The sequence below is a fragment of the Bradyrhizobium sp. genome (assembly GCF_030646015.1).
Classification (GTDB): Bacteria; Pseudomonadota; Alphaproteobacteria; order Rhizobiales; family Xanthobacteraceae; genus Bradyrhizobium.
In genome coordinates, this window is the sequence record NZ_JAUSLT010000041.1 from 1 (window position 1) to 26,361 (window position 26,361).

Genomic DNA, 26,361 nt, shown 5'->3' on the forward strand with positions numbered 1-26,361 from the left:
TTGGCCGAAAACGCTATCCGCTGGTGCTGATGCTCGAGCCGTTGTTTCGCTGCAACCTCGCCTGCGTCGGCTGCGGCAAGATCGACTATCCCGACGCGATCCTCAACCGCCGCATGTCGGCGCAGGAATGCTGGGATGCCGCCGACGAATGCGGCGCGCCGATGGTGGCGATCCCCGGCGGCGAGCCGCTGATCCACAAGGAGATCGGCGAAATCGTGCGCGGCCTCGTGGCGCGCAAGAAATTCGTCTCGCTGTGCACCAACGCGCTGCTGCTGGAGAAGAAGCTCGATCTGTTCGAGCCGTCGCCCTATCTGTTCTTCTCGGTGCATCTGGACGGCCTGAAGGACCACCACGACAAGGCGGTGTCGCAGCAGGGCGTGTTCGATCGCGCGGTCTCGGCGATCAAGGCCGCCAAGGCCAAGGGTTTCGCGGTCAACGTCAATGCCACCATCTTCGACGGCCATGCCGCCGAGGACATCGCCAAATTCCTCGACTTCACCACCGAGCTCGGGGTCGGCGTCTCGATGTCGCCGGGCTATGCCTATGAGCGTGCGCCCGACCAGGAGCACTTCCTCAACCGCACCAAGACCAAGAAGCTGTTCCGCGACGTGTTTGCGCTCGGCAAGGGCAAGAAGTGGAATTTCATGCATTCCGGCCTGTTCCTGGATTTCCTTGCGGGCAATCAGGAATATGAGTGCACCCCGTGGGGCATGCCGGCGCGCAACATTTTCGGCTGGCAGAAGCCCTGCTATCTGCTCGGCGAAGGCTACACCAAGACCTTCCAGGAATTGATGGACACCACCGACTGGGACACCTACGGCACCGGCAAGTACGAGAAGTGTGCCGACTGCATGGCGCATTGCGGCTATGAGCCGACCGCGGCGAACGCGGCGCTGAGCAACCCGCTGAAGGCGCTGTGGGTGTCGCTGCGCGGCGTCAGGACCACGGGGCCGATGGCGCCCGAGATCAGCCTCGATAACCAGCGCCCGGCGCAGTACATCTTCTCGGCGGAAGTGCAGAAGCGCCTGTCGGATATCCGCAAGGACGAAGCCGCGGCCGCTGCCGCCAAGGCGCAGCAGAAGGCTTCAACCGCCGCCTGAGCCGGCCACGGTCAAACAACAAAACGGGGCGCGATGCCGATCGCGCCCCGTTTTCGTTTTTCAAGTTTTCAGGTGTTCAGAGCTCCGCCGCGATGAGGCCCTCGCCGCCGAGCAGAAAGTTTCTGGAGTCGCGCAGGCTCTTCAGCGCGCGATTGAAATCGATTCCGGTGGAGACGAGGGCGCGCACCGTCAGCGGGTTGCGGGCCACGCCGCTCAGCACCTTGCGCAAATCGATGTCGCCATTCGGCTTGATCGCGGCCATCGCCAGCGCCGGCAGGGCACGGCTGGCCGGGTCGCTGATGACGCGCAGGGCAGCGAAGGGCAAACTGGACTCGGCCGCGTAGGCGGCCGCGATATGGCTTTCCATATCGACGGCGGCAGCGCCCGTCTCCGAGCGCAGCGCGGCTTTGCAGGCCCGGGCGGCAACCACCCGTTCGACGCCGGCAAGACCGCCCCTGACCACGCGCCGGCGCCCCAGCGCCACGCCGGCGATCAGTTCTTCATTGAGCGCCAGTCCGGCCAGCCAGCGGGTATCGCCTGACAGCACCTCGGTCGCCACCACGACGTCGCCTGATTTCAGGCTCGGGTCGAGTCCACCTGCGACTCCGAAGCTGATGACGCCCCGAATCGTCGATGGGTCGACAACGGTCAGCAGCGCCCGCAATTGTTTGGGATCGCTACTGCTGCAGATTACGGTCATACCGGGCCCGGCTGCTATGCGGGCCTCCTGCACCAATCCAGTCACAATCAGCACCGGCCGCGGATCAAGTGGATTACCCGCGGACGCGTCGTCCCCCGCCCCCAAAATCACATTCCGACCCCTACCACCTTGCTGTTGGTGTTCCGCAAATTCCGGTACCGCGCCAACGCCCAGAGCGGGAAGAACTTCGGATAACCATGATAGCGCAGATAAAACACCCGAGGAAACCCTGTTGCCGTGTAGCGTTGTTCATCCCACAGCCCTTTTTCGGTCTGTGTGCCTATTAGGTACTCCACGCCACGCGCGACTGCCGGATGCCCGACCTCGCCCGCTGCCATGAGACCAAGCAAGGCCCATGCCGTTTGCGAGGCGGTGGTGGGAGCTCCTTCGAATCCCTTATAATCGAGTCGGTAGCTGATGGCATCCTCGCCCCAGCCGCCATCCGCGTTCTGGATCGACAACAACCAGCTGACGGCCTTGCGCATCGCAGGGTCCTGGTGGTCGACGCCGGCGGCGTTCAGCGCGCACAGTACCGACCAGGTGCCGTAGATGTAGTTGAGCCCCCAGCGGCCATACCACGATCCCTCCGCCAGCTGGGTCCGGCGCAGATACTCGACGCCATCCGCGACGGCCTTGCTGGTTTGCGCGGTCTCGCCGAGCTGAGCCAGCATCGAGACGCAGCGGGCGGTGACGTCCTCGGTCGGCGGATCGAGCAGCGCGCCGTGATCGGAGAATGGAATGTTGTTGAGGTAATATTCGAGATTGTTGACGTCGAAGGCGGCCCAGCCGCCATCGCGGCTTTGCATGCCCTCGATCCATTCGCGGCCGCGGGCGATCGCGACGTCGTATTCCGGATCGTGGCTGGCGCGCCGGGCGCGATCCATCGCCATCACCACGACAGCGGTATCGTCGAGATCGGGATAGTAGTCATTGTTGTACTGGAACGCCCAGCCGCCGGGGCGAACGTCGGGCCGCTTCACGGCCCAGTCGCCCTTGACGTCCAGCACCTGCCGGGGCTTGAGCCAGTCCAGTCCCTGTTTGGCCGGAGCCAGCGCCGCTTCGCTGCCGGCTTCGATCAGGGCATGACAGCTCAACGCGGTGTCCCACACCGGCGAGACGCAGGGCTGGCAATAGGCCTCGTGCTCGCCGATCACCAGAAGCTTGTCGATGCCCCTTCGGGTAATGGCACGCGGCGGATAGTCCGGGCCCTTGCCCAGCACCTCGTACATCATCACGGTGTTGGCCATCGGCGGATAGATGGCGCCGAGGCCGTCCTCGCCGTTCAGCCGTTCCTCGACGAAGGCGACCGCGGCATCGATCGCGCGGGCGCGCAGCTTCTTCGGAAACAGCGGCTCGATCGTCCGCAAGATGGCGTCGAGGCCGCGGAACAGATAGAACCAGCCCGGGCTCTGATGCGGGGCCTTGGCAGTCATGCCGATCGAATGCGGCGGCTGCAGGAACAACTCGTCGACGCCGATACCGCTGACGTTCTTGGCGCGCGGCTTCAGCGCCGCCAGCACCATCAGCGGCACGATCGTGGTCCGCGCCCAGTAGGAAATCTTGTTGAGATGGAACGGCGACCACATCGGCAGCAGCATGATTTCGATCGGCAATACCGGCACGCTGCGCCAGGTCAGCACCCCGAACATCGCCAGCATGAAACGCGTGAAGACATTGCTGTTGACGGCGCCGCCGCGCGAACGGATCGCCTCGCGCGCCCGCGCCATGTGCTGATCATCGGGGGAATCGCCGATCATCTTCAGCGCGAAATAGGCCTTCACGCTGGCGCTCATGTCGAACGCGCCGTCATGCACCAGCGCCCAGCCGCCATGGGCGCCCTGCACCCGGCGCAGGTAATTTGCGATCTTGCCTTCGAGCACGGTATCGACGGGCTCGGCGAGGTAGTGGCGCAGCAGCACATATTCCGCGGGGATGGTGCAATCGGCTTCCAGTTCGAACACCAGATGGCCGTCCGGCTGCCGGTAGCCGAGCAAGCCCTGCGTCGCCGACGCGATGCTCGCCTCCAGGGCGGCGCCGCTTTCATTGCCAATTGATCTGTTGCCGGAATGCATGTTGCTCGACCTCAATATTGCCCTGCCCGGTCTCACCGGAAAACCTGGGGTATGGCTGTCCCCGGTCAGGCCCTCGATCAGCCCTTGCGCATGGCCAGAACGAGATCGGCGGCGCGGTTGCCCGACCGTACCGATCCCTCGATGGTGGCCGGCAACCCCGTATCAGTCCAGTCGCCGGCAAGAAACAGGTTTTTGTAGGCCGTGACCGGGCCCGGCCGCTGCGCGTTCTGCTCCGGGGTAGCCTCGAATGTGGCGCGGCGCTCGCGCACGATCTGCCACGGCGGCAATTCGCCCTCGACGCCCGCGGCCTTGCAGATATCCCGCCAGATCGCCTGCGCCAGCTCCTCGCGCGGCATATCCACCAGGCGGTCGGCGTTGCTGATGGTGACCGACAGGCGCTGCGGAAACGCGAACAGCCACTCCACCAGTCCGCCGACCACGCCGAGGAGGGCCGGCTGCCCCTTCGGCGGATCGAAACGGAAATGCGCATTGACGATGGCGCGGTATTTGGTCGGGGTCTTCAGGCCGGGCAGCATCGCGGCGGCAGGGCGTGGCGGAACCGCCAATACCACGGCGTCGCCGGGCTGGATCGCAACGTTGTCGTCGCCGAATTTCAGTTCGCCGAGGCGGTCCGCCGAGGCCACGAATTCACGCAGCTCATGTCCGAACGAGATGTTGGCGCCCTTGTTTTGCAGGAGCTTGATCGCGGGCTCGACCAGCACCGCGCTGAGGCCGTCGCGCGCGATCAGCGGCCGGCAGGCCTGGCCCCCCGCCAGCAGCGTTTCCCGCACCACCGCGCCGGCAAGCCCCGCGGACCCCTCCGGCGGGTCGACGTTCAGCGCCGCCAGCAGCAGCGGCTGCACCAGCCGCTGATAGAGTGTTCCATCGCACGGGATCGCGTCGCCGACCAGTTTGCTCTGCGCCGCCCAGATCAGCGGCATCAGTGCCAAATAATCGCGCACGCCAGTATCGGGGACACGGCGCGCCTCGTCGAAGATCCACAGCGGCAGCCGGCTCTCGCCGAGATCGAGCTGCCAGCGCTGCCCGGTCGTCAGATCGACGAACGGGAATTGCGCGCGCTTCGGCCCGACCAGCCCCGCCTCGGTGCCGATCGACCTCGCATATTCGACCGCGGCGCGGTTGCCCGAGAGCAGCAGATGATTGCCATTGTCGATGGTGAGGTTGGTCGCCGCATCGAAATAGGAGCGGCAGCGGCCGCCGGCCTGCTGCGTGGCCTCGTGGACGTGCACTTTGTAATTCGCGTTGGCCAGCCGCACGGCGGCCGACAGGCCCGAGATTCCAGCACCGATGATATGGACGGTCTTTTGCATCAGATGAACGCATAACGCAGGAGGATAAGGATGCGGGCCATCTTGTTGAGACGGACTGGCGCGCGCGGCGCGGCAAACCCTCTGGCAACAAGCAGTTCCAGAATCGCGCGATAATATTTCGACATGATCCGGGGCGCGCGCACCGCCCGCCGCGGATTGCGGCGCATGATCTCGTCGGCTTTCTCGAAATGTGTCCGCGCGCGCGCCACCAGCGGCACGCACACTTTCGGCAGCGCCGGATCGATCGTGACCTTGGCCGGATCGGTCGAGGTGATGCCGGCGTGCAGCAATCCCTCCAGCGGCAGATAGAGCCGGCCGATGCCGGCATCTTCATCGATGTCGCGCAGGATATTGGTCAATTGCAGCGCGCGGCCAAGATGATACGCAAGCTGAATGCCGTCGGCCTCGGCGAGACCGAACACCCGCACCGAGAGCCGTCCGACCGCGCTGGCGACGCGGTCGCAATACAGGTCGAGCTTCGCAAGATCCGGCGCCCTGATGTCCTGCGGCACGTCCATCTCCATGCCATCAACGATGGCCAGGAAATCCTCGCGCTTGAGCCCAAATCGTTGGACCGAGGCCACGTAGTCGCGCAAGCGCGCCGGCGGCTGGCCCTGATACAGCGCGTCGATATCGTTACGCCACTGCTGCAGCGCGGCCAGCCGCACATCGCGCGGGCCATCGGAGTCCGCGATATCGTCGACCTGCCGGCAGAAATCATAGATCTGGAACATCGCCTCGCGCTGCTCACGCGGCAGAATACGCATCGCCGCGTAGAACGAACTGCCGGACGCGGAAGTCCCGTCACTCGCATTGGCTGCCACCGCGGTCTCTGATGTCATGCGCCGGCCGCCGGTTTGGACACGGGCCGCCGTCCCACCGCGCGGCGGGCCATCTCGCTGGCGATGCCGCCGAGGCTGTAGGCGAGCAGTTCGAGCGCGCCGAGATGCACCCTCTCGCTGAGCGGATCGCGCACTTTCAGCAGTCCGACGATCTTGTCGGCGAAAGCCTGGATCACGGATACTTCGCACCCCAGCCTGATGTCTCTGACCTCGGCGCTGAGCGATCTGCTTTCGTCGAGCAGCGCCTCGGTGCGCACCGCGAGCGCATGCAGGCATTGCAGCAGCGCCGGCGATGACCGCGCCTGCCCAAGCTCCTCGACGGAAGCGCCGGCGGCGGCGAGCGCGTCGCGCGGCAGATAGACCCGATTGAGATCGCGAAAATCCTTGCCGCAGTCCTGCAGATGGTTGTTGATTTGCAGGCCGGCGCAGAGCGCGTCCGAGGCCGCCCAGGTCGAGGTACTCTCGCCGTGGACGTCGAGCATGAAGCGCCCGACCGGCATGGCCGAGTACCGGCAATAGTGAATGACTTCATCCCAGTTTTCATAACGAAGCTTGGTCACGTCCATCCGGAAGGCGACCAGAACATCGAGCGCGTGGCGCGGCGGCATCGAACGCTCCGCCAGCGCGCGGCGCAGATTGACGGCCTCGGGCTGGGTATCGCCCCTGCCGAGCAATTCGGCTTCCAGCAGATCGAGAAGCCTGAGCTTCTCCGACGCGTCGAGCGTGGCATGATCGGCGATATCGTCGGCGGTTCGCACGAAATTGTAGAACGCGAGGATCAGCGCCCGGTGTCTCGGGTGAATGATCCAGGACGCCACCGGAAAGTTCTCGTCGCGGTGAGTCTTGCCGGATCGCAGTTCGCTCGCACTGGTCATCAGGAACTGGCTACATTCATCTGGGCATGGTTAAAACGCACGCGCCGGCAAGGCCGGCTCATGCGTATCGATCGCGGACCCCATATAGGGGAATACGACGCCAAAACCAATGCTATCTGCGATTTCTCGCAAATTCAGACCGCGGCCGAACGAGGCCCCGCCAGCGTTTGCGGCGGCGATTGGCGCGGCCCGCGGGCCGTCTTATTGGCCGTTGTTTTTCAGCACCTGATCGCAGGCCTTGGTCAGTTTGGGACGGTTCTGCTGCAAGCAGGCCAGAATGGTGAAGTCGCCCTGATCGATGACCGGACGGCAGAAGCGCTGAACGTCGCGCGAACAGGCCGCCTGCTCTTCCGCCGTGCCGCTGCGCTGCTGCTGGGCGATGGCGGCGGCCGGAACCGATACCGACAAGAGTGTGAGTGCAAAGAGAAATTTGAGCATCATCTTCCTTCATTCTGGCAACAGGGAATTCCGATCCCGAAAAGCCAACGGGCCAAGGAGCGGATTGCAGGCACAGCGAACCGCAGCATCAAGAGGTCAGAAGCACTGGTAATTGCGGCCAAATTTGCGGTGGTCCGGTTAACAATTATGCCCGTCTCGATGGAACCGAAGCGCGGGCGTAACCGTTTGATATTTATGCCCTATTTATTGGCAGATCTTTTTCGCCATGGACTATTGCAGGAGACCCCGGCGGATAGCTAAATGGAACAGTGCGAATCTCGACGATATCGTCGCATGATTTCGCCGAAGCGGGAAATGCGGTTCGCCAACGCGATCGGGCTTGTGTATTTTACCGGCGGCCGGTCCACCGGTGACGGGCAACCGCCGCCACGGCAGGCAGCAGCCGGGTCTGTCATTTGAACCTAACACACTGCGGCGACACTAAATCTTCGATGCGGCGCGACGGTTCTGGTATCAGAACGTCACTTTAAAATGGGAAAATTCACGATGAAGTTGTTTGGTTCCGGCTTGTTTGGACAGGCGATCAAGGCTGCCGGTATCGGCGCCGCCCTCATGCTGTCGGTGTCGGCAGGCCATGCCCAATCGGGGCCATTTACCGGATTTAGCGGATCGTGGTCCGGCAACGGCACGGTCGCGCTCTCCGACGGAACGATCGAGCGCATCCGATGCAGGGCCAGCTATAATGTCAACGGCACCGGAATGGGTCTGAAGCAAAGCCTCCGTTGCGCCAGCGACAGCTACAAATTCGAATTGAGCACGGACGTTACCAGCCAGGGTGACCGCATTTCGGGCAACTGGAGCGAAGCAAGCCGAAATATTTTCGGCAATCTGCAGGGCACTGCAGGCGGCGGCCAGATCGAGGTGTTCGTCGAGGCTGCGGGATTTGCTGCCACCGTGACGCTACGGACCACCGGCAACAAGCAGACGGTGCAGATCAGCTCCAAGGGCGAGATCAGGGGCGTCAATATCACGATGTCGAAGGGCGGCTGACGGCCGCGCCTTCCAGCTTCGCTCGAAACAGCCATCGAGCCCGGTTCTGATGGAATCAGAACCGGGCTCGATCTTGCTCGAAACCGTTATCGGGTCCCGCGAAGCCGCTGCGACATATTGATCAGCCACATCGCCGTCGGCCGCAGGATGAACAGATCCGCGACCAGCGCCGCGACCATCGCGAAGGCGCTGAGCCAGCCGAACAAGCGCAGCGACGGCAGGTCGGAAAACACCGTCACGACCAGTCCGCAGGCCAGCACTACCGTGGTCAGGATCAGCGCCGGACCGACCAGCACGGTCGCGCGCTCGACCGCCAGCGCCGCATCGACGCCCGGCGCGGTCTCCAGCCGCAAGCGGTTGAGGAAGTGGATCGTCGCACTGAGGCCGAGGCCGAACGACACCGTCAGCGCGACCACGCTGGCGAATTGCAGCCCCTCACCGAGCGCCGCCAGCACGGCGCCTGACAGCACCACCGGAAAAATGCCGGGCAGGATGCAGGCGAACATCACCACCCAGGAGCGGAACGCCAATCCGATGAAGATCGCGACCAGCGCGAACTCGATGGTCAGCCCGTGGTTGAGCTTCGAGATCATGTTGGCGCTGTTGCGCGCCGCGATCGCCGACAGGCCGGTGACGGCAATCTCAAAACCCGGATGTTTCTTGCGGATCGTGTTGAGGGCGGCGTCGAGCTTGTCGACCACCGGCAGGATCGCACTCGAATCGAGATCCGGCACCCTGCCCGACACCACCACCGCATCCTGATCGGCCGCGATGAAGCGCCGGACCAGATGCTCCGGAATGACGCTGACATATTCCTTCAAGGTCGCGACATCGGAACTGCCGGCCTTCTCGGCGAGCCAGCGCCGCAACGTCTCGAGCGACCAGACGTTGCCCACGCCGGCCTGGGTTTCGACCATCGAATGAACGTCCGCGATGACCTGCAGGGTCTCGGGCGCATACAGCGACGCGCCCTTGGGGAATTCGATCAGGATGTCGATCGGATTGGCGCCGGTCAGCTTGGCATCGAGCCGTCCGCTGGCCGCCACTGCCTGCTGCTTGTCAGGGACCTGATCGGCCAGCCGATAGCGCGGTTCGAGATTGGCATAGATCACGCCGAGACCGCCGACGAACACCACGGCGATCAGGCTGAACAGCCCGGGCCGGCCGACCATGCGCACCGCGATCCAGTAGCAGAAGGCGCGCAGCGCGTTGACGCCGGCGTCGGCCGCCTGGAATTTGGCGGCGAAGACCTGCTCGTTGCGGACCAGCAGCACCCCGAACACCGGAACCAGCGACAGCACCGCGATTAGCGCGATGATGGTGGCCGCAAGGCCGGCTTCGCCGAAGGTGCGGATCAAGTCCGAATCCGAAAACTGCAGCGCCAGAAAGGAGATTCCGGCGGTGGCATGGGTCAGCACGCAGGCCGGTCCGACCACCAGGACGGCGTTGCGGAAGGCAGTGAAACGGTCCTCGCCGGCCAGCAGCCGGTCGCGCGCGGCAAATGTCAGCTGCATCGAATCGGAGAAACTGATGACCATGATCAGCGGCGTCATCACGTTGAGGAACATGTTGAGCTGAAACCCCGCCCAGCCGAGGATGCCGAGCGACAGCAGAATGGCGAGCAGCGGCGGGAACGCCGCCACGATCATGAACGACACCTTGCGGAAGAACAGGATCGCGATCAGACATCCCGCCAGGATGCCGGCGATGTTGTAGATCAGGCCGTCGCGCTCGACCGCGTTGCGGATCTCGAGCTGCATCACCGGAACGCCTGACAATTCCTTGCTGAGCCCGGTATCGGCGAGATCCGTGGCCATGATCTTGCGGATTTCGGCGATGGTCTTTTTCAAGCCATTGTTGCCGACAATCGACGGCTCCAGCGAGAGCACGACCAGCGCCAGCGTGCCGTCTTCGGACAAAAGCTTGCCGCGGATGATCTCGTTGGTTTTGACGGTTTCGATGAACTTGTCGTAGTCGGCGCCCTCAGGCAGATCGGGCGGAAACAGCGCCGCGGGCAGCTTGCCCGGCGCCGGCGCCTGGCGCGCCGAGAACAGCGAGATCAGGCCGCGCGTGCCTTCGACGAGTTGCAGGTCCGTGACCAGGTCCCGGATCTTTTCCAGATTGTCGCGGCGCAGCAGCGTCTTGCCCTCGACCACGACCAGCACATCGAATTCGGTGGAGGGGAAGCGCCTGGTGACTTCCTCGTACTGCCGGTATTCCCTGGAGTCGGAACGGAACAGCTGGCTGAGCGAATCGTCGATCTTGATGCGCTGGATGCCGAACACGGCGCCGATCACCATCGCGAACAGGATGATGCAGGACAGGATCGGCGCGCGCATGGCGATCAGGCCCATGCGCTCCAGGCCGAACGCGATGCTGACCGGCGGCTTTTCCCGCATCTTCGCATCAGCCTCGGCGGCATTTCTCTCCAGCATGTCCTGTCCAGTTCTCACATCGGCTCAATCTGTCCAGCCTAAATTCGTCGGGCGCGAAGGAGACTGAATCGGCCACGTCTGATCGACGCTAGCCGTTGAAATCATGCGATAAATTAGCCGCGAGAGGTGTAGCAGGTCTATCCGGTATCTCGCAAGCGCACACCCGGCGCCAAATCGGCGCGCACGAGGCCATAATGGCCTTCAAATCACGGATTTGTCATGCCCGCCTGCAATGGTTTCGATGCGCTGGGGTGCCGGACCACCGCTCTCGTCCTTCAACGCGACGCCGGTGACTTGTCGGGCCAGGCCCTCGCGGATCAGCCAGGCAATCCGCAAGGCCGCCTCCTCGTAACCAAGCCCCGCGCCGTGGATGTTGGACACGCAATTGCGCTCGGCGTCGGTGACATCCGGCCTCGGCGCAAAGGTCAGATAGGCGCCGAGGCTGTCGGGCGCCGACAGGCCGGGCCGCTCCCCGATCAGCACCACCACCATGCGCGCGCCGAGAAGTGCGCCGATCTCGTCGCCCAATGCGACCCGCGCGCCGGAGGCGACCACGGCGCAGCCGATGTCGATGCGCTCCGCCTTAAGCCGCGGCATCAGGCTGCCGACCAGCGCAACGGCGTGCGCATTGACCGCCGCCGGCGACAGGCCGTCGCCGATCACGATGGCCAGCCGGCATGAGCCAGCCTGGCGGCCCACCAGCAGCTGCTGCGACGCCGGGTCGAGCTTTCGCCCCAGATCCGGACGCTTCAGATATTCCCGGCGGTCCCGCGCGCGACTGGATACATGGGGGGATTCGAGGCCAAGGCCGTCAAGGCCCGAGATCAGGCCCGGTACATCGAAGGCGGCATGCACGGCGTCGCGGGCACGCGCGTGATCGAGGGTGAATTCAAGCAACGCCCGGGTCGGCAGGCCGGCGCCAGCCCGGCCGAGGCCGACGCGCGCCGGGGTAAGATCGCGCAGATCCCGCAGCGAACGGGACGGCGGTGCCGGTACGCTCATCGCGGGTTACTCGGCAGGGACCGATGCCTCGCGCAGCCGGATCGAATAGTTCGAGGCGTTCTGCTGGCCCTCGGATGCATCGCGCGCGAACATGATCAGATGATGCCCGATCATGGTCGAGGCGATCAGGCCCTCGATGTCGCCATGGCGCAGCCGGCCCAGCGCAAATTTCCAGAACACCTTTCGGTAGTCGCCGAGCACGCCGACCTTCCAGAAGATATTGCGCAGCATGATCAGCGCGCGCTTGATATTGGCCCAGCTCTTCTGCTCCGGCGTGACCGGAACCTTGATCCGGTTGGCATAGGTGTAGTCGCACTGATACTGGTAGCGCGCATACAATCGTTCCGGCTGGTAGGCGATCTCCATGCATTTGCGCCACGAGCTGATGACCTGCTCATAGGGCAAACGGAAATCGACATTGGAGTCGCGACCTTCGTCGTGAATCAGGCGCCCCTCGCGTTCGAGCCGATCCCACAGCGGCGTCTGCGGCAGCGCCTGCAGCAAATTGATGGTCAGCAGCGGGATCTTTGTTTCATCGACAAAGGCGATCAGCGCCTCGCCGGTTTCCGGCTTGTCGGTATCGAGCCCCATGATGATGCCGGAGACGACCTCCATCCCGTAGCTGTTGATGGTGTGAATGCCTTCCAGGATCGGGACCATCATGTTGTGGTCCTTCTGCATCGCCTTCAACGCATCGGGATCGGGAGTCTCGATGCCGCAGAAGATGGTGACGAAGAAGGCGTCGCGCATCTTCTCGAGGATCTCGGGCCGCTTGGCGATGTTGAGCGTCGCCTCGCAGGCGAGCCGCATCACATAGCCGGTTTTCTTCTGCCACTCGACCAGATGCGGCAACAGATCGAGCGCCGCCTTGCGGTTGCCGATGAAATTGTCGTCGACGAAATACACCGAGCCGGTCACGCCGCATTCGAGCAATTTGTCGAGTTCGGCAATGATCTGCTGCGGCGATTTCAGGCGCGGATTGCGGCCGTAGAGGCCCGGGATATCGCAGAATTCGCACTGGTACGGACAACCGCTCGAATACTGAATGCTGCCGAGAAAATACTTTCTGACCTCGGCAAGCTCATAGGCCGGAATCGGGAAGTCGGTCATGGCGATACGATCGTCGGTCTTCAGCACCACCTGCTGCTCGGGCCGCGACGGATCGCGCGCCAGCCGTGCCAGCAACTCATTGGTGGCGTCGCCGAGTTCGCCGACATGGAGATAGTCGAACGAGGGATAGTATTCCGGGCAGGCCGAGACCGACGGACCGCCGATCGCGACCGCCAGATCGAACGCATGCGCGCGGCGGCAGATGTCGTTCATCTGCTGGCGCTGGATATGCATGCCACTGACGAACACCGCTTCCGCCCACTCGAAGTCTTCCCTTGAGGCGGGACGGATATTCTCGTCGATGAAGCGAACCGGCCAATGTTCGGGCAGATAGGCCGCGATCAAGAGCAGCCCTTGCGGCGGCATGAAGGCCTGGACGCCGTCCGTCAGCGGGTAGGCGTATTCGAATGTGCCGAAAGAAGAAGTATAGCGCGGGAACACGCACAAAATGCGCCGAACCGTCTCGATGCCTTCAGCCCTCATCAAACTTCCTAACGCTTGTAAAACCTGCCGGCCGCCGAGTTAAGCACGCGGCCCGAGGCTGGGCTACAAATTCTTCAACATTGTGGCGGCGGTTCCCAACCCGCCAGCGGCCGGATGGTTGCATGTCAGCATCGGCGGCGGCCTTTCCGTGCCCTCAGGCCAGCAACCGCGATGCAAAATCGGGCAGCAGCCCGGTATTCCCGGCCAGCCTGAAGTCGGCATCGGCCAGCCCTACGCGCAACAGCCAGTCGTCGAATTCCGGCGCCCGCTTCAGCCCGAACAGGTCGCGGACATAAAGCGCGTCATGGAACGAGGTGGACTGGTAGTTCAGCATGACATCGTCAGCCCCGGGCACCCCCATGATGAAGGTGACGCCGGCGGCGGCGAGCAGCGTCAGGAGGTTGTCCATGTCGTCCTGGTCGGCCTCGGCATGGTTGGTGTAGCAAACGTCGACGCCGAGCGGCAGGCCGAGCAGCTTGCCGCAGAAATGGTCCTCCAGCCCGGCGCGGATGATCTCCTTGCCGTCATAGAGATATTCCGGGCCGATGAAGCCGACCACGCTGTTGACCAGCAGCGGATCGAAGGCGCGCGCCACCGCATAGGCCCGCGCCTCCAGGGTTTGCTGGTCGACGCCGTGATGGGCGTTGGCCGACAACGCCGACCCCTGCCCGGTTTCGAAATACATCACATTGCTGCCGACGCTGCCGCGGCGCAGCGACAGTCCGGCCTGGTGGGCCTGCCGCAGCAGCGCCAGATCGATTCCGAAGCTGCGGTTCGCCGCCTGCGTGCCCGCGACCGACTGAAACACCAGATCGACCGGAAAGCCCCGCTCGATCAATCCGAGCGTGGTCGTGACATGGGTCAGGACGCAGCCCTGCGTCGGGATCTGCAGCCTTGCGATGATATCGTCGAGCAGCCGCACCAGGCCGCCGATGACAGTGGGATCGTCGCTGGCCGGATTGATGCCGATACAGGCGTCGCCGGATCCCAGCAGGATGCCGTCGAGGATCGACGCGGTGATACCCTTGGCATCGTCGAAGGGATGATTGGGCTGCAGCCGCACGCTGATCCGGCCGCGCAGGCCGATGGTGTTGCGAAAGGCCGATGTCACCTGGCATTTTTTCGCCACCAGGATCAGGTCCTGGTTGCGCATCAGTTTTGAGACCGCCGCCGCCATTTCGGGCGTGATCCCGCGCGCCAGCCTGGCGAGAACGGCTGGTGTCGCCGCGTCCGACAGCAGCCAGTCGCGGAATGCGCCTGTAGTCAGCGAGGATACCGCGGCGAAGGCCGCGGCGTCGTGGCTGTCGACGATCAGGCGGGTGACCTCGTCGTCTTCGTAGGGAACGACGGTCTCCTGCAGGAACTGTTTCAGGGGAACGTCTGATAGCGCGATCCGCGCCGCGATCATTTGCGCGGCACTCTCGGCCGCGACCCCCGCGAGGCGGTCGCCGGAGCGCGGCGGCGTGGCCTTGGCGAGCAGATCGCGCAGATCATCGAACACATAAGTGGTGGCGTCGATGGCGTGTCGATAGATCATGAGGACTCCGAATCCGTCAGCGCCGAGCGCTGTGGCTTTCGAAGACTATCACCGGCTGCGAGACTACGCAGCCCGCACGGTGGCGAGGAATTTGACCACTTCGGCCTTGAGGCGCTTGTTCTCGCTGGACAGCAACTGCGCCGACGCCAGCACCTGCGAGGAGGCCGTGCCGGTATCGCCGGCGCCGCGGTTGACGTCGGCGATCGAGGTCGCGACCTGGGTGGAGCCGACCGCCGCCTGCTGCACGTTGCGGGCGATCTCCTGGGTCGCCGCCCCCTGCTGCTCGATGGCGGCCGCGATCGCCGAGGCGATCTCGGAGACCTGCCCGATGGTGCCGTAGATTTCCTTGATCGCGACCACCGAATCCTGGGTGGCCGCCTGCATGCCGGCGATCTGCGTCGAAATCTCGCTGGTGGCCTTGGCGGTTTGCGACGCCAGCGCCTTGACCTCCTGCGCGACCACGGCAAACCCGCGGCCGGCATCGCCGGCGCGGGCGGCCTCGATGGTCGCGTTGAGCGCCAGCAGGTTGGTCTGCGCCGCGATCGTGGTGATCAGTTGGGTGACGTCGCCGATGCGGCTGGCGGCCAGCGACAATTCGGCGATCCGCGCGTCGGTCTTTCCCGCCTGCTCGACCGCTTCAGTGGCGATCCGGTTGGAATCGGCGACCTGGCGGCCGATTTCGTTGATGGAGCTCGCCATTTCTTCCGTCGCCGAAGCCACCGATTGCACGTTGGCGGACGTTTCCTCCGAAGCCGCCGCCACCACGGCCGAAAGATCCTGGCTCGCCGCACTGCTGTTGGTCAGGATGACGGCGGAATTCTCCAGCTCGTTCGATGCCGAGCCGACGTTTTCGATGATACTGCCGACCGCGGCCTCGAAACTCTCGGCGAGGTTATGCAGCTCGGCGCGGCGGGCGACGGCGAGTTCGCGGTTCTTTTCCTCGCGCTCGGCGGTCTCGCGTTCGGCCTTGGCCACCGCCTGCACCTTGAATTCCTCGACCGCGCGGGCCATCTGGCCGACTTCGTCGCGGCGCTCGAGGCCCGGCAGCTGGACGTCGAAATTGCCGACCGCGAGTTCACGCATCGCCTTCGACATCGCCACCACCGGGCGGGAAATATTGCGGCCGATCAGGAACGAAACCACGATGCCGGCGAAAGCCACCACCAGCAGTACCGCCATCAGCGTCAGTTGCTGCTCCTCGAGTTTCAACCCGGCACGGGCGATCTCACGATCCTTGCTGTCGCTGGAGCGCGCGATGAGATCGTCGGTCAGCTTCTCGATATCGGCGAAATTCCGTTCCGCGCCCTTGATGAACAACAACGCCGATCCGGCATCGCCGTCGGCCATCTCGATGGCATTTTTGGATTGCTTGAGATAACCCGCGACGGCGGCTTTCAGTTTTTCCAGGCCGTCCGATTTGCCATCCGATTTGGCACTGCCCTGAGCGCCCTCGACCGCCTTCAGGGCGTCCGAAATCTTCCCGGCGGCGGCTGAAGCTTCCTTGGCGAATGCCTGAATTTTCTTTTCGTCGGTTTCGTTGGCCGCGATGGCCGCGAGCCGGTACAGCTTGGCGTGCGCGGTCCACGCCACGGTGTTGAGTTCGTTGGCGAGTTCCGATTGCCGCATCGGCCCGGCGACCAGCGCATCGACCGCGGTCTGGTTCGATCGCAGCGCCTGCAAGGCATAGGCGCCGACGCCGATCAGGACCAAGATCAGAAACGCCGGCGCGAGCTGAACTTTCCAGGACAGCCCGATATTCTTGATCCAGCCGAGCATATCAATCCTTCGAGGCGACGATCGCCGTGTAGCCGATCTTAGTGTGTCAGAGCTTGTAGATGCCTGCACACACCGCCGTGTTCTCGACCTTCTCGCAATACATCTGCTTCGGCTCGACCTTCTTGCTCACGGGATTGACGAACTTGTAATCCTGCCAGAACGAGGGCTGCTTGGCGGCCATTTCGACCCGTTCCTTGACATAGAGCTTGCCGTCGACGTCCTGCGCGTCGATCAGGTCCTTGCCGACGAATTTGGCGTTGGAGCCGTGGGCCAGAACCTTGCCGTCGAGCTGATAGACCACGACGTACAAATCGCGATCGACGAAGCCGGCGGCCTTGCCGGTGAATTCGCCGTACGCCTTGTCGGCACCCTGCTCCTTGATGAAACCGACGGCCTTCTTGACCATCGCGATGGCGTCATCCTTGCCCGCGCCATCGGCAGCCACGGCGGCGCCTGCGCAGAAGAACATGGCTGTCAGTCCAGAAACGAGCACCTTCGTTGACCAGTTGTTCACGTTTTCTCTCCGGATCGATTGATTTGGAACGCGGTCACAGCACCGCACGCGGAATGATTGTCATGAAAGAGCGAACCGTCCGTTAAGCCGCCTCTCCGTAGGACAACGGGGGTTGGGGAACCGACATATAAAAGATGTGCCATTTCGGGACGCCGGCGACGGTAGCGATGGCTGGCAATGCGTCTGCTCAGCGGTGCGGTGCGCCCGAGGCGTCGATGCAGTTTCCGCCCATGAAGGTGTGGGGAATGCCGCGCAACACCGCGCTTTCGTGTCGGCGAGGAATACAGTTGGCGCTCCATCAGCCCCGCGCGCGGCGCAAGGCGATCCCCAGCTTCTCCTTCTGCTTCTCCCAACGCTCGTCTTCTGCCTGCGAGCGTCGTTCGAGGGCGGCGCGCTCGGTGTCGATCCCGCCTGCCCTTTGCTCATGGGCCCGTTCGGCTTCTTCAATCGCGGCCTGGGCCTTCGCGATGGCCTGCTCCCGGCGCTCACGCTCTTTCGCCCTGGCGGTTTCTTCCTTCCGCCGCTGGCTTTCGCGCTGCCTCTGCGCTCTCTCATAGCCCGATGCGGCCGTGCGGCCTGCTCGATCGTTCATCTTGCGGGGAGACCGTTTGCCGGGCTTGGCACGGTGCTTTTTGGGCCGGTCTTTGACCTCTTCACGGGAAAGGTCAGAGGGCAGTTCCGCATCTTGCTTGAAGGGCCCATCTGATCCGACGGGGCGTCTGAGAATGATCCCGGGCTTCGAGATGGTGGCGGCGATCACGTCGGGATCGTCAACTTCCCTGGCGAAGCCCTGATGAAACAGATTGCTCTTCGAACCCCATGCTTCCAGAGCCGCTTTCATCGACGGCGCCGCGATGGCCATATCGAAGAAGCCCAGTGACGTTTGATAGGTCTTGAGTTTTCTCGCCATCAGCCCGTCGAGCCGCTTTCATCCCGCTACTTCTATCAGCTTCCGCCACCGGTACAAAACAGCACACAGGAACCAAACCTTCGGGGTCGTGTTTTGCTCCCGAGAGGAGGAAGCTCACAGGCACGACGTATGATTTCAATCTCGCGTGGCTTGGCCACCCACAGCCTCCTGCAGCTTTTTCGCTCAACCAAATGAGGTGCGAATACGTTCCGGGGTCGGGAAGACGACACAACACAGCCGCCTCAAATCGCAGGAGCGCACCGATGAATTTTTTGATTTTTTTCTCGGCAAACCAACTGCGACGCAGGAACAAGACACGACCCGGCCGGTTCTAAAATGGCAACTTCAAACCGGAGGGCAAAATGGCCAAAGATAAAGTACTGAGCGACCTGTTCCTCGACACCTTGAAGGACATCTATTTCGCCGAAAAGAAGATCCTGTCCGCGCTGCCGAAGATGGCGAAGGCGGCGCAGTCTCCCAAGCTCAAGGCGGCGTTCGAGAAGCACATGGGCGAAACCGAGGGCCAGGTCGACCGGCTCGAACAGGTGTTCGCCTCGATCGATGAATCGCCGAAGGGAAAGACCTGCGACGCCATCATGGGCATTCTCGACGAGGGCAAGGAAATCATGGACGAGTACAAGGGCACCGCCGCCCTTGACGCCGGCCTGCTTGCCGCAGCACAGGCGGTCGAGCATTACGAGATTTCCCGCTACGGCACGCTGAAGACCTGGGCGAGCGAGCTCGGCTACAAGGATGCCGTGAAGCTGCTGGACGCGACGCTCAAGGAAGAGAAGACCACCGACAGCACGCTCAGCCAGATCGCCGAGACGGAAGTCAACCGGCACGCGGAAACGGCGCAAGCCGCGTAAGGGGCGGATGTACCCCCTTTCAGGAAAGGCCCCGGTTTCCGGGGCCTTTTTTCTTAACCTGTCCCGCAAGCCGACCGCCTGCGCGGCGGGGCTTTCCGCTGCGCCGCCCCGCTGCTATCATCATCGTCGAGAGCCGGAAAGGCCCGCCAAAACGACAGGGGAGAAGACGGATGGCAAGGACGTTCGTGACGTTGGCCGGCGTTGCCGTGCTGAGCGGTGTGCTGGCAGCTTTATCCGCGCCCGCGATGGCGCAATATCCCAACCGGCCCATCAAGATGATCGTGCCATGGGCCGCCGGCGGCGATACCGACAACATCTTCCGGCCGTTCGCCGTCGAATTCCAGAAACAGCTCGGCCAGCCCGTTGTCATCGCCAATATCGGCGGCGCATCCGGCACCGTCGGCGCGCGCGAGGCGCAGAAATCGGCGCCCGACGGTTACACGGTCTACGCGGTGCACGACTATATCCACCTGACATTCTACGCCGGGATCAGCGACGTCAAATACACCGACTTCGAGCCGATCTGCCTGGTCGCGGCGACGCCCTCGGTGCTGACCGCCAGCGCCAAGACACCCTGGAAGAACTGGCAGGAGCTTGCCGACGACGCCAAGAAGCGGCCGGGCGAGATCACGGTCGGCGCCACGCTGGGCTCCACCAGCCATATCTTCCCGGCCATGATCGAGAAGGCCGCCGGCATAAAATTCAAATTCGTGTCCTATGACGGGCTGGCGCCGCGCATGAACGCGCTGCTCGGCGGCCACATCAACCTCACCGATTCCAACCTGACGCAAAAGGGGAAGGTCGAAGCCGCCGTGTTGCGCTTCATCGCGATCGCCAGCGAGAAGCGCGATCCGGAAGCGCCCGACGTGCCGACGCTGAAGGAACTCGGCATGAACATCGTGTACGAAGTGGTGCGCGGCGTGCTGGTGCCCAAGGGAACGCCGGCGCCGGTGCGCGCCAAGCTCGAGGAAGCCTGCGCCAAGGCGGTCAAGGAGCCGAGCTTCGCCCAGGCGATGAAGCTGCAGGGCACCCGCGTGGCGTACCTCAATGCCAATGATTATGCCCAGTTCCTCGCCAAGATCGACGGCGAGAGCAAGACCATCATGACCGATCTCGGCCTGATCAAGAAATGAGCATCGGCCGCGACGGAATTGCCGGGCTGGTCCTGCTCGCGATCAGCCTGGTGCTGCTGGTCAAATCGTTCCAGCTGCCGTCCCTTCCCATCGTTCCGGTCGGGCCAGGCTTTTACCCGGCCATCGTGCTGTCCTTCATGGCGGTCGCGAGCGCGCTGCTGGTGCTGCAGGACCTCATAAAGCGTGCGCCGGTTACAGCCGACGCTCCCGACGCGCCGCGGCGAAACTATCGGCTGGTCGTGATCGCCTTCGCGATCGTCGGTTTCTATGTGCTGCTGCTGCCGCTGCTGGGGTTTCGTGTCGCCACCGTGTTGTTCGTAGGCAGCCTGCAGGCCGCTCTGGGCCGGCCGCGCACGCCACGGCAATGGGCGGTGCTGGCCGCGATCGCGCTCGGCACCGCCATGGTGAGCTATCTTGTCTTTGAACGATACCTGCTGGTGCTGCTGCCGCGCGGCGCGTGGACGGGGTTCTGATGCTCGATTTGCTCTGGCACGGCCTCGTCAACGTCGCGCAGTGGAAATACATGTTGCCGTTGTTTGCCGGCACCTTCATCGGCGTGATCGGCGGCTCGTTGCCGGGCGTCACCATCACCATGACTGTCATCGTGGTGCTGCCGTTCACCTACGGGCTCGATCCCCTGGCGGGGCTTGCGGCGATGACCGGAGTCTATGTCGGCGGCTCCACCGGTGGCCTGATCGCCTGCTGCCTGCTCGGTATCCCCGGCTCGCCGGCGTCGATCGCCACCACGTTCGACGGCTTTCCGATGTCGCGCAACGGCGAGCCCGGCCGCGCCATCTGGCTCGGCGTCTGGGCGTCGGTCTGGGGCGGCCTGCTCGGCGCCCTGTTCCTGGTGTTCCTGACCGGCCCGCTGGCCGCAATCGCGCTGGAGTTCGGGCCGTGGGAATATTTCTCGCTGTTCGTGCTGGCGATGGCGATGGTGGCGGGGCTGACCGAAGCCTCGCTGCTCAAGGGACTGCTCTCGACCGCGATCGGGCTGCTGATCACGGTGGTCGGCCACGATCCGATCGGCAGCGTGCCGCGCTTCACCTTCGGCTCGGAATTCATCGGCGGCGGCTTTCCGTTCCTCCCCGTGCTGATCGGCATTTTCGCCTTCGCGCAGATCATGACCGACCTGGAAAAGCTCAATGGGCCGCGCAACCAGCCGGTGCAAGCGCTGGCCGGGGTCAGGCTCGAGCGCTTCTCGCACCTCAAGGTGAACCTGGAAATCTTCAAGCAGCCGTTCCTGCTGGCATGGGCGACGATCGTCGGGCTGATCATCGGCATCCTGCCGGCGATCGGCGGCAGCGCCTCGAGCGTGATGGCCTATGACCAGGCCAAGAAGTTCTCGAAGACGCCGGAGTGTTTCGGCAAGGGCCACCCTGAAGGCATCATCGCCTCGGAAGCCTCCAACAACGCCAATGTCTCGGGCTCGCTGATGACCATCATGGCGTTCGGCATCCCCGGCGACGCCGTCACCGCGGTGATGCTCGGCGCCATGACGATCCACGGCATTCAATCGGGACCGCTGTTCATCTCGCAGAACCCCGACCTCGCCTATGGCATCTATGCGGCCTATATCCTGGCGCATCCCTGCATGCTCCTGATCTGCGTCGCGCTGATGCCGCTGATGCTGCGCGTGACTTCGGTTCGGATGGCGGTGCTGGCGCCGGTGGTGCTGGTGCTCTGCGTGGTCGGCGCCTACGCGCTCAACAACACCATGCAGAGCGTCTACGTGCTGCTGCTGTTCGGCGTCGTCGGCTACGTCCTGGTCAAGCTCGGCTTTCCGCTGGCGCCGCTGATTCTCGGGCTCATTCTCGGCGACCAGATCGAGATCAATCTGGTGCGCGCGATCATGACCGACGCCAATCCGTGGTTGTTCCTGACGCGGCCGATTTCAGGCGGACTGCTCGCGGCGGCGGTGCTATCGGTCGCACTTGCGATATGGCAGCATCTGCGCCACCAGAACCGGGTGGTCGAGGAAGAGCCGGATTTTTGAAATGAAGCTGGAAGGCAAATTGGGAGAAAACCGTGCGACCTGATCTGCGCATTGCGGTTGTCGGGCTCGGCGCCATCGGCACCAGGGTGGTCGAAGCGCTGGACCGGGGGATCGACGGACTGGTGCTCACCGCGGTGTCGGTACAGAATCCTGAAAAGCACCGCAGCCGGCTCGCCGGTTTAACCAGACCGCCCGCCCTCCTGCCGATCGAGGCGCTGGTCGATGTCGCCGACATCGTCATCGAATGCGCACCGAGCCAGCTCGTGAGATCCATCGTCACGCCGTTCGTGGGTGCCGGAAAGACCGCGGTGGTGCTCAGCGCGGGCGCCCTGCTCGACCACGAGGACCTGATCGACCTGGCGAAGCAGAATGGCGGTCAGATCGTGGTGCCGACCGGCGCGCTGATCGGCCTCGACGCGGTCACCGCCGCAGCGGTCGGAAAAATCCATTCGGTGCGGATGATTACCCGCAAGCCGCCTGGCGGGCTCGCCGGCGCGCCCTATATCGTCGCGAACAACATCGGGATCGAAGGAATCACCGAACCGCTAAAGATATTCGACGGCACGGCGCGCGAGGCGGCAAAGGGATTTCCGGCCAATGTCAATGTGGCCGCCGCGCTGTCGCTGGCCGGAATCGGTCCCGATCGAACGACGATCGAGATCTGGGCGGATCCGACCGTGACGCGCAACATGCACCGGATCGAGGTGGACTCCGATTCAGCGCGCTTCTCGATGTCGATCGAGAACATCCCGTCGGAAAACCCGAAGACGGGCCTGATCACCGCGCTCTCGGTCATCGCCTGTCTGCGCAAGCTGCGCGCATCGCTACGCGTCGGAACATGATGGCGCGCGACGCCCCCGAAACAATCGAATATAAGGTACGGCGCAACTTTTTGGGGGCTGACGTCGGTAACCCGTTTTCGACACGGTCAGGATCGACAGGCCCTTTCTGGAGAACGGATCGTTATCGGAAGTGGTACGTCTCTTGCTTCCGGACGACATGCGTATGAGTAAGGACACAGTATGATCCGCCTGTTTCTCGATCGACTCTACCTTTTCTCCGGCTATCTCGCCGGGCTTTTCCTCATTGCGATTTTTGTGCTGATGCTGCTGCTGTCGGCCGGCCGTCCGCTCGGCCTCAACATTCCGGCCGGCGACGATTTCATTTCCTGGTGCATGGCGGCAACGGCCTTCCTCGGGCTTGCGCATACCTTCAAGCACGGCGAGATGATCCGCGTCGGCCTCCTGATCGACCGCCTCAGCGACCACGTCCGCCATTATGTCGAGATCGCCGCTCTCCTCATCGGCACCGGATTCATCGGCTTTTTTGCCTGGTACGCCGTCGTCATGACGTGGCAATCGTGGAAATTTTTCGACATTTCGCAGGGCGTCATCGCGGTGCCGCTGTGGATTCCGCAGCTCGGCTACAGCGGCGGCCTCGTGATTCTGTTCATCGCCTTCGTGGATGAGTTGATCCATGTGCTGCGCGGCAACGCGCCGCGATACGAATTGCCGAAACCGACGACCGCCGAGGAAATCGTCGAGCGCGCCATGCAGAGCGGAGTCTGACATGGATCTGCTCTCCATCGCAGCCCTGCTGCTGGGATTCCTCGCACTGCTGCTCGGCGCCGGCGTCTGGATCGGCGTCGCCTTGATGGCGACGGGATGGGCCGGCATGCAATTCGCCGGCGGCGCTATTCCCGCAGGCAGCGTGCTGGCGACCACGGTGTGGGGCAACAGCGCGTCGTGGTCGCTCGCGGCCCTGCCGCTGTTCATCTGGATGGGCGAAATCCTGTTCCGCACGCGGCTGTCGGAGGAAATGTTTCGCGGCTTTGCGCCGTGGCTGAACTGGCTGCCGGGCCGGCTCATGCACGTCAACGTGCTCGCCTGCGGGGTGTTCGGCTCGGTCTCGGGATCGTCGGCCGCGACCTGCGCCACGGTGGCCAAGATCGCCCTGCCCGAGCTGAAGAAGCGAGGGTACGACGAAAACCTCAGCCTCGGCTCGCTGGCCGGCGCCGGCACGCTCGGCATTTTGATTCCGCCGTCGATCACCATGGTGGTCTACGCCGTGCAGGCGAACGTCTCCATCATTCAGGTTTTCCTCGCCGGCTTCCTGCCCGGCCTGCTGGTGATGGCGCTTTACTCCGGCTACATCGTGGTCTGGTCGCTCGCCAATCCGAAGAAGACGCCGCCGGCCGAGCCGTCCATGAGCCTGCGCAAGCGCATTTCGGAATCGCTGAACCTTCTTCCCTGCCTGCTGCTGATCGCTTTCGTCTTTCTGTCGCTGCTGATGGGCTGGGCGACGGCGACGGAATGCGCCGCCTGGGGCGTATTGGGGTCGCTCGCGATCGCATGGTGGCAGGATGCGCTGACCTGGGAGGCCTTCTGGGCGAGCGTCATGGGCGCGACGCGGGTCAATTGCATGATCCTGCTGATCCTGGCCGGTGCCTCCTACATGGGCACGTCGATGGCCTATACCGGCATACCATTGGCGCTCGCAAGCTGGGTGAACGGTCTCCAGCTCAGTCCCTATGCGCTGATCGCGGCACTCACCGTCATGTACATCGTGCTCGGCACGGCCCTCGACGGTATTTCCATGATCGTGCTGACCACCGCCATCGTCATTCCGATGGTAAAGCAGGCCGGCTTCGATCTGATCTGGTTCGGCATTTTCCTGGTGCTGGTGGTGGAAATGGCGGAGGTCTCGCCGCCGGTCGGCTTCAATCTGTTCGTCCTGCAGACCATGAGCGGCAAGGATTCCAACTTCGTCGCCAAAGCGGCCCTGCCGTTCTTCTTTTTGCTCGTTCTGGCGGTTGCCATCATCACGGTGTTTCCTGCTATTGTGATGGTGCTGCCGCAGATGGCGTTCCCCGGGTAGAGAAAGGTGTTTTATGTTGAAGCTTGTCAAGACGACCGCAATCGCCGCCTGCGTCGCGGCGTTTGCCGCTCCGGCAATGGCGCAGACCAAATGGAACCTTCCAGCGGCCTATGCAGCCGACAATCCGCATTCGGTGAACCTGATCGCGTTCGCCAAGGACGTTGCCACCGCCACCGGCGACAAGCTGCAGATCACCGTGCATCCCGCGGCCTCGCTGTTCAAGGCGCCCGAGATCAAGCGCGCGGTCACAACCGGCCAGGCGCAGGCCGGCGAAGTCCTGATCTCGCTGCATGAGAACGAAGATCCGATGTTCGGCATCGACGTCGTGCCGTTCCTGGCGACCAGCTATCCGAACGCGAAGAAGCTGTGGCTTGCCTCAAAGCCCACGATCGAGAAGAAGCTCGCCTCGCAAGGCCTGATGCTCCTGTTCGCCGTGCCGTGGGGGCCGCAGGGCATCTACGCCAAGAAGGACCTCAACTCCCTTGAGGACATGAAGGGCCTGAAGTGGCGCGCTTACAATGTCGGGACGTCGCGTATCGCCGAACTGGTCGGCGCGCAGCCTGTCACCATCCAGGCCGCTGAACTGGCGCAGGCACTGGCAACCGGCGTCGTCAACGCCTTCATCACCTCGGGCTCGACCGGGTACGATACCAAATCGTGGGAGACCATGACGCACTTCTACGATACGCAAGCCTGGATTCCGAAGAACGTCACCTTCGTCAACAAGGCGGCCTTCGACGCGCTCGACAAGCCGACCCAGGACGCGGTCCTCAAGGCCGCAGCCGTCGCTGAAGAACGCGGCTGGAAGCTCGCGGAAGAGAAGGCAAAATGGTATCTCGAACAGCTCACAGCCAACAAGATGAAGGTGCTTCCGCCACCAGCGGCGCTGAAGGCCGGCCTCGAGAAAATCGGTGAGCAACTGACGGCCGATTGGTCGAAAAAGGCCGGCGCTGAAGGTGAAGCCGTGATCGCCGCCTACAAGAAATAAGGCGATCGCCAGGGTGATCTCGCAGGGTCCGGCATTCGATTGCCGGACCCTATAATTTCGAGCGGGGGTTTAATTCGCCCTCCGCCATTCCCATATGATGTAGATGGCACAATGGCAAAAATCCTTCACGAAGGAACCTCCGAAGACCAAGGCTGAGCTGCGCGAGATGCTCTCCGAGGCCGTCCGCAATACGCAGGCTGAAACGACAGGTCAGTCGAAGTCGAAACGAGATCGCGGCTAAAGCTGCACCCGCACACTCCGTCCTCATCCTGAGGAGCCGCGCGTCTTGGCGCGGCGTCTCGAAGGATGACAGCAGGATATGTGCCAGATGGTTCGAGACGCGCGGCGGGCAGCGCAAGTGC

24 protein-coding genes are annotated in these 26,361 nt (G+C 63.5%); 10 read left to right on the top strand and 14 right to left on the bottom strand.

The window, feature by feature from the left end; genetic code table 11:
- Positions 1-1,100, top strand: a 1,100-nt coding sequence (gene hpnH, locus Q7T45_RS06320) for an adenosyl-hopene transferase HpnH (RefSeq protein ID WP_304868855.1), incomplete at its 5' end; no start/stop codon positions are given.
- Positions 1,101-1,176: 76 nt separating this feature from the next.
- On the opposite strand, the gene Q7T45_RS06325 is transcribed toward hpnH, so the two are convergent.
- The 6 genes from Q7T45_RS06325 to Q7T45_RS06350 form a co-directional block, all read right to left on the bottom strand.
- On the bottom strand, positions 1,177-1,911 hold the full coding sequence (locus tag Q7T45_RS06325; RefSeq protein WP_304868856.1) for a phosphorylase: 735 nt from the start codon (positions 1,909-1,911) through the stop codon (positions 1,177-1,179).
- Positions 1,908-3,872 carry a squalene--hopene cyclase gene (gene shc / locus Q7T45_RS06330; RefSeq protein ID WP_304868857.1) on the bottom strand — a complete coding sequence of 655 codons (1,965 nt, stop codon included), beginning with the start codon at positions 3,870-3,872 and terminating at the stop codon, positions 1,908-1,910. Before shc ends, Q7T45_RS06325 begins: the two co-directional genes overlap by 4 nt.
- Before the next feature lie 77 nt (positions 3,873-3,949).
- Entirely contained in the window at positions 3,950-5,203 is a 1,254-nt protein-coding gene (gene hpnE, locus Q7T45_RS06335) for a hydroxysqualene dehydroxylase HpnE (protein ID WP_304868859.1), read from the bottom strand.
- Entirely contained in the window at positions 5,203-6,045 is an 843-nt protein-coding gene (hpnD, locus tag Q7T45_RS06340; protein ID WP_304868861.1) for a presqualene diphosphate synthase HpnD, read from the bottom strand. Before hpnD ends, hpnE begins: the two co-directional genes overlap by 1 nt.
- Positions 6,042-6,920 carry a squalene synthase HpnC gene (hpnC, locus tag Q7T45_RS06345; protein ID WP_304868863.1) on the bottom strand — a complete coding sequence of 293 codons (879 nt, stop codon included), beginning with the start codon at positions 6,918-6,920 and terminating at the stop codon, positions 6,042-6,044. The genes hpnD and hpnC overlap by 4 nt, the downstream gene beginning before the upstream one ends.
- Before the next feature lie 201 nt (positions 6,921-7,121).
- Entirely contained in the window at positions 7,122-7,358 is a 237-nt protein-coding gene (locus Q7T45_RS06350) for a hypothetical protein (protein ID WP_304868897.1), read from the bottom strand.
- A gap of 507 nt (positions 7,359-7,865) precedes the next feature.
- Between Q7T45_RS06350 and Q7T45_RS06355 the strand changes: the two genes are divergently transcribed.
- The gene (locus tag Q7T45_RS06355; protein WP_304868865.1) at positions 7,866-8,369 is read left to right on the top strand and encodes a hypothetical protein; all 504 of its coding nucleotides are present in this window, start codon (positions 7,866-7,868) and stop codon (positions 8,367-8,369) included.
- Between the two features lie 86 nt (positions 8,370-8,455).
- Here the strand turns inward: Q7T45_RS06355 and Q7T45_RS06360 are convergent, their stop codons facing one another.
- From Q7T45_RS06360 to Q7T45_RS06390, 7 genes are all read right to left on the bottom strand, one after another.
- Positions 8,456-10,804: an RND family transporter gene (locus tag Q7T45_RS06360; RefSeq protein WP_304868866.1), complete on the bottom strand. Its 2,349-nt coding sequence runs from the start codon at positions 10,802-10,804 to the stop codon at positions 8,456-8,458.
- A gap of 201 nt (positions 10,805-11,005) precedes the next feature.
- Positions 11,006-11,806 carry an ethanolamine ammonia-lyase subunit EutC gene (eutC, locus tag Q7T45_RS06365; RefSeq protein WP_304868868.1) on the bottom strand — a complete coding sequence of 267 codons (801 nt, stop codon included), beginning with the start codon at positions 11,804-11,806 and terminating at the stop codon, positions 11,006-11,008.
- Between the two features lie 6 nt (positions 11,807-11,812).
- A complete protein-coding gene (locus Q7T45_RS06370; protein ID WP_304868869.1) occupies positions 11,813-13,399 on the bottom strand; it encodes a B12-binding domain-containing radical SAM protein in 1,587 nt (528 codons plus the stop codon).
- Positions 13,400-13,553: 154 nt separating this feature from the next.
- Positions 13,554-14,936, bottom strand: a complete 1,383-nt coding sequence (locus tag Q7T45_RS06375; RefSeq protein ID WP_304868871.1) for an ethanolamine ammonia-lyase subunit EutB — start codon at positions 14,934-14,936, stop codon at positions 13,554-13,556.
- A gap of 63 nt (positions 14,937-14,999) precedes the next feature.
- Entirely contained in the window at positions 15,000-16,712 is a 1,713-nt protein-coding gene (locus Q7T45_RS06380; protein WP_304868873.1) for a methyl-accepting chemotaxis protein, read from the bottom strand.
- A 46-nt stretch (positions 16,713-16,758) separates the two neighbouring features.
- Positions 16,759-17,190 (bottom strand): cache domain-containing protein, encoded by a 432-nt coding sequence (locus tag Q7T45_RS06385; protein ID WP_370691221.1) that lies wholly within the window; start codon positions 17,188-17,190, stop codon positions 16,759-16,761.
- A gap of 334 nt (positions 17,191-17,524) precedes the next feature.
- Entirely contained in the window at positions 17,525-18,136 is a 612-nt protein-coding gene (locus tag Q7T45_RS06390; protein WP_304868875.1) for a cell envelope biogenesis protein TolA, read from the bottom strand.
- A gap of 362 nt (positions 18,137-18,498) precedes the next feature.
- Between Q7T45_RS06390 and Q7T45_RS06395 the strand changes: the two genes are divergently transcribed.
- From Q7T45_RS06395 to Q7T45_RS06430, 8 genes are all read left to right on the top strand, one after another.
- Positions 18,499-19,005, top strand: coding sequence for a ferritin-like domain-containing protein (locus Q7T45_RS06395; RefSeq protein WP_304868877.1), 507 nt, complete (start codon positions 18,499-18,501; stop codon positions 19,003-19,005).
- 170 nt (positions 19,006-19,175) lie between these two features.
- Positions 19,176-20,138, top strand: coding sequence for a tripartite tricarboxylate transporter substrate binding protein (locus Q7T45_RS06400; protein ID WP_304868879.1), 963 nt, complete (start codon positions 19,176-19,178; stop codon positions 20,136-20,138).
- The gene (locus Q7T45_RS06405; protein ID WP_304868882.1) at positions 20,135-20,611 is read left to right on the top strand and encodes a tripartite tricarboxylate transporter TctB family protein; all 477 of its coding nucleotides are present in this window, start codon (positions 20,135-20,137) and stop codon (positions 20,609-20,611) included. Before Q7T45_RS06400 ends, Q7T45_RS06405 begins: the two co-directional genes overlap by 4 nt.
- On the top strand, positions 20,611-22,134 hold the full coding sequence (locus Q7T45_RS06410) for a tripartite tricarboxylate transporter permease (protein WP_304868884.1): 1,524 nt from the start codon (positions 20,611-20,613) through the stop codon (positions 22,132-22,134). The genes Q7T45_RS06405 and Q7T45_RS06410 overlap by 1 nt, the downstream gene beginning before the upstream one ends.
- A 32-nt stretch (positions 22,135-22,166) precedes the next feature.
- Positions 22,167-22,976, top strand: coding sequence for an aspartate dehydrogenase (locus tag Q7T45_RS06415; RefSeq protein ID WP_304868886.1), 810 nt, complete (start codon positions 22,167-22,169; stop codon positions 22,974-22,976).
- Positions 22,977-23,156: 180 nt separating this feature from the next.
- The gene (locus Q7T45_RS06420) at positions 23,157-23,702 is read left to right on the top strand and encodes a TRAP transporter small permease (protein ID WP_304868888.1); all 546 of its coding nucleotides are present in this window, start codon (positions 23,157-23,159) and stop codon (positions 23,700-23,702) included.
- Between the two features lies 1 nt (position 23,703).
- The gene (locus tag Q7T45_RS06425) at positions 23,704-25,011 is read left to right on the top strand and encodes a TRAP transporter large permease (protein WP_304868890.1); all 1,308 of its coding nucleotides are present in this window, start codon (positions 23,704-23,706) and stop codon (positions 25,009-25,011) included.
- Positions 25,012-25,024: 13 nt separating this feature from the next.
- The gene (locus Q7T45_RS06430; RefSeq protein WP_304868892.1) at positions 25,025-25,999 is read left to right on the top strand and encodes a TRAP transporter substrate-binding protein; all 975 of its coding nucleotides are present in this window, start codon (positions 25,025-25,027) and stop codon (positions 25,997-25,999) included.
- 49 nt (positions 26,000-26,048) lie between these two features.
- On the opposite strand, the gene Q7T45_RS06435 is transcribed toward Q7T45_RS06430, so the two are convergent.
- Positions 26,049-26,361: hypothetical protein (locus Q7T45_RS06435; RefSeq protein WP_304868895.1), on the bottom strand; the 313-nt coding region annotated here is incomplete at its 5' end.

Coding starts and splice junctions, on each gene's coding strand:
- shc (WP_304868857.1), bottom strand. CDS start 3,872: ATGCATTCCGGCAACAGATCAATTGGCAATGAAAGCGGCGCCGCCCTG.
- hpnE (WP_304868859.1), bottom strand. CDS start 5,203: ATGCAAAAGACCGTCCATATCATCGGTGCTGGAATCTCGGGCCTGTCG.
- hpnD (WP_304868861.1), bottom strand. CDS start 6,045: ATGACATCAGAGACCGCGGTGGCAGCCAATGCGAGTGACGGGACTTCC.
- hpnC (WP_304868863.1), bottom strand. CDS start 6,920: ATGACCAGTGCGAGCGAACTGCGATCCGGCAAGACTCACCGCGACGAG.
- Q7T45_RS06350 (WP_304868897.1), bottom strand. CDS start 7,358: ATGCTCAAATTTCTCTTTGCACTCACACTCTTGTCGGTATCGGTTCCG.
- Q7T45_RS06355 (WP_304868865.1), top strand. CDS start 7,866: ATGAAGTTGTTTGGTTCCGGCTTGTTTGGACAGGCGATCAAGGCTGCC.
- Q7T45_RS06360 (WP_304868866.1), bottom strand. CDS start 10,804: ATGCTGGAGAGAAATGCCGCCGAGGCTGATGCGAAGATGCGGGAAAAG.
- eutC (WP_304868868.1), bottom strand. CDS start 11,806: ATGAGCGTACCGGCACCGCCGTCCCGTTCGCTGCGGGATCTGCGCGAT.
- Q7T45_RS06370 (WP_304868869.1), bottom strand. CDS start 13,399: ATGAGGGCTGAAGGCATCGAGACGGTTCGGCGCATTTTGTGCGTGTTC.
- Q7T45_RS06375 (WP_304868871.1), bottom strand. CDS start 14,936: ATGATCTATCGACACGCCATCGACGCCACCACTTATGTGTTCGATGAT.
- Q7T45_RS06380 (WP_304868873.1), bottom strand. CDS start 16,712: ATGCTCGGCTGGATCAAGAATATCGGGCTGTCCTGGAAAGTTCAGCTC.
- Q7T45_RS06390 (WP_304868875.1), bottom strand. CDS start 18,136: ATGGCGAGAAAACTCAAGACCTATCAAACGTCACTGGGCTTCTTCGAT.
- Q7T45_RS06395 (WP_304868877.1), top strand. CDS start 18,499: ATGGCCAAAGATAAAGTACTGAGCGACCTGTTCCTCGACACCTTGAAG.
- Q7T45_RS06400 (WP_304868879.1), top strand. CDS start 19,176: ATGGCAAGGACGTTCGTGACGTTGGCCGGCGTTGCCGTGCTGAGCGGT.
- Q7T45_RS06405 (WP_304868882.1), top strand. CDS start 20,135: ATGAGCATCGGCCGCGACGGAATTGCCGGGCTGGTCCTGCTCGCGATC.
- Q7T45_RS06410 (WP_304868884.1), top strand. CDS start 20,611: ATGCTCGATTTGCTCTGGCACGGCCTCGTCAACGTCGCGCAGTGGAAA.
- Q7T45_RS06420 (WP_304868888.1), top strand. CDS start 23,157: ATGATCCGCCTGTTTCTCGATCGACTCTACCTTTTCTCCGGCTATCTC.
- Q7T45_RS06425 (WP_304868890.1), top strand. CDS start 23,704: ATGGATCTGCTCTCCATCGCAGCCCTGCTGCTGGGATTCCTCGCACTG.
- Q7T45_RS06430 (WP_304868892.1), top strand. CDS start 25,025: ATGTTGAAGCTTGTCAAGACGACCGCAATCGCCGCCTGCGTCGCGGCG.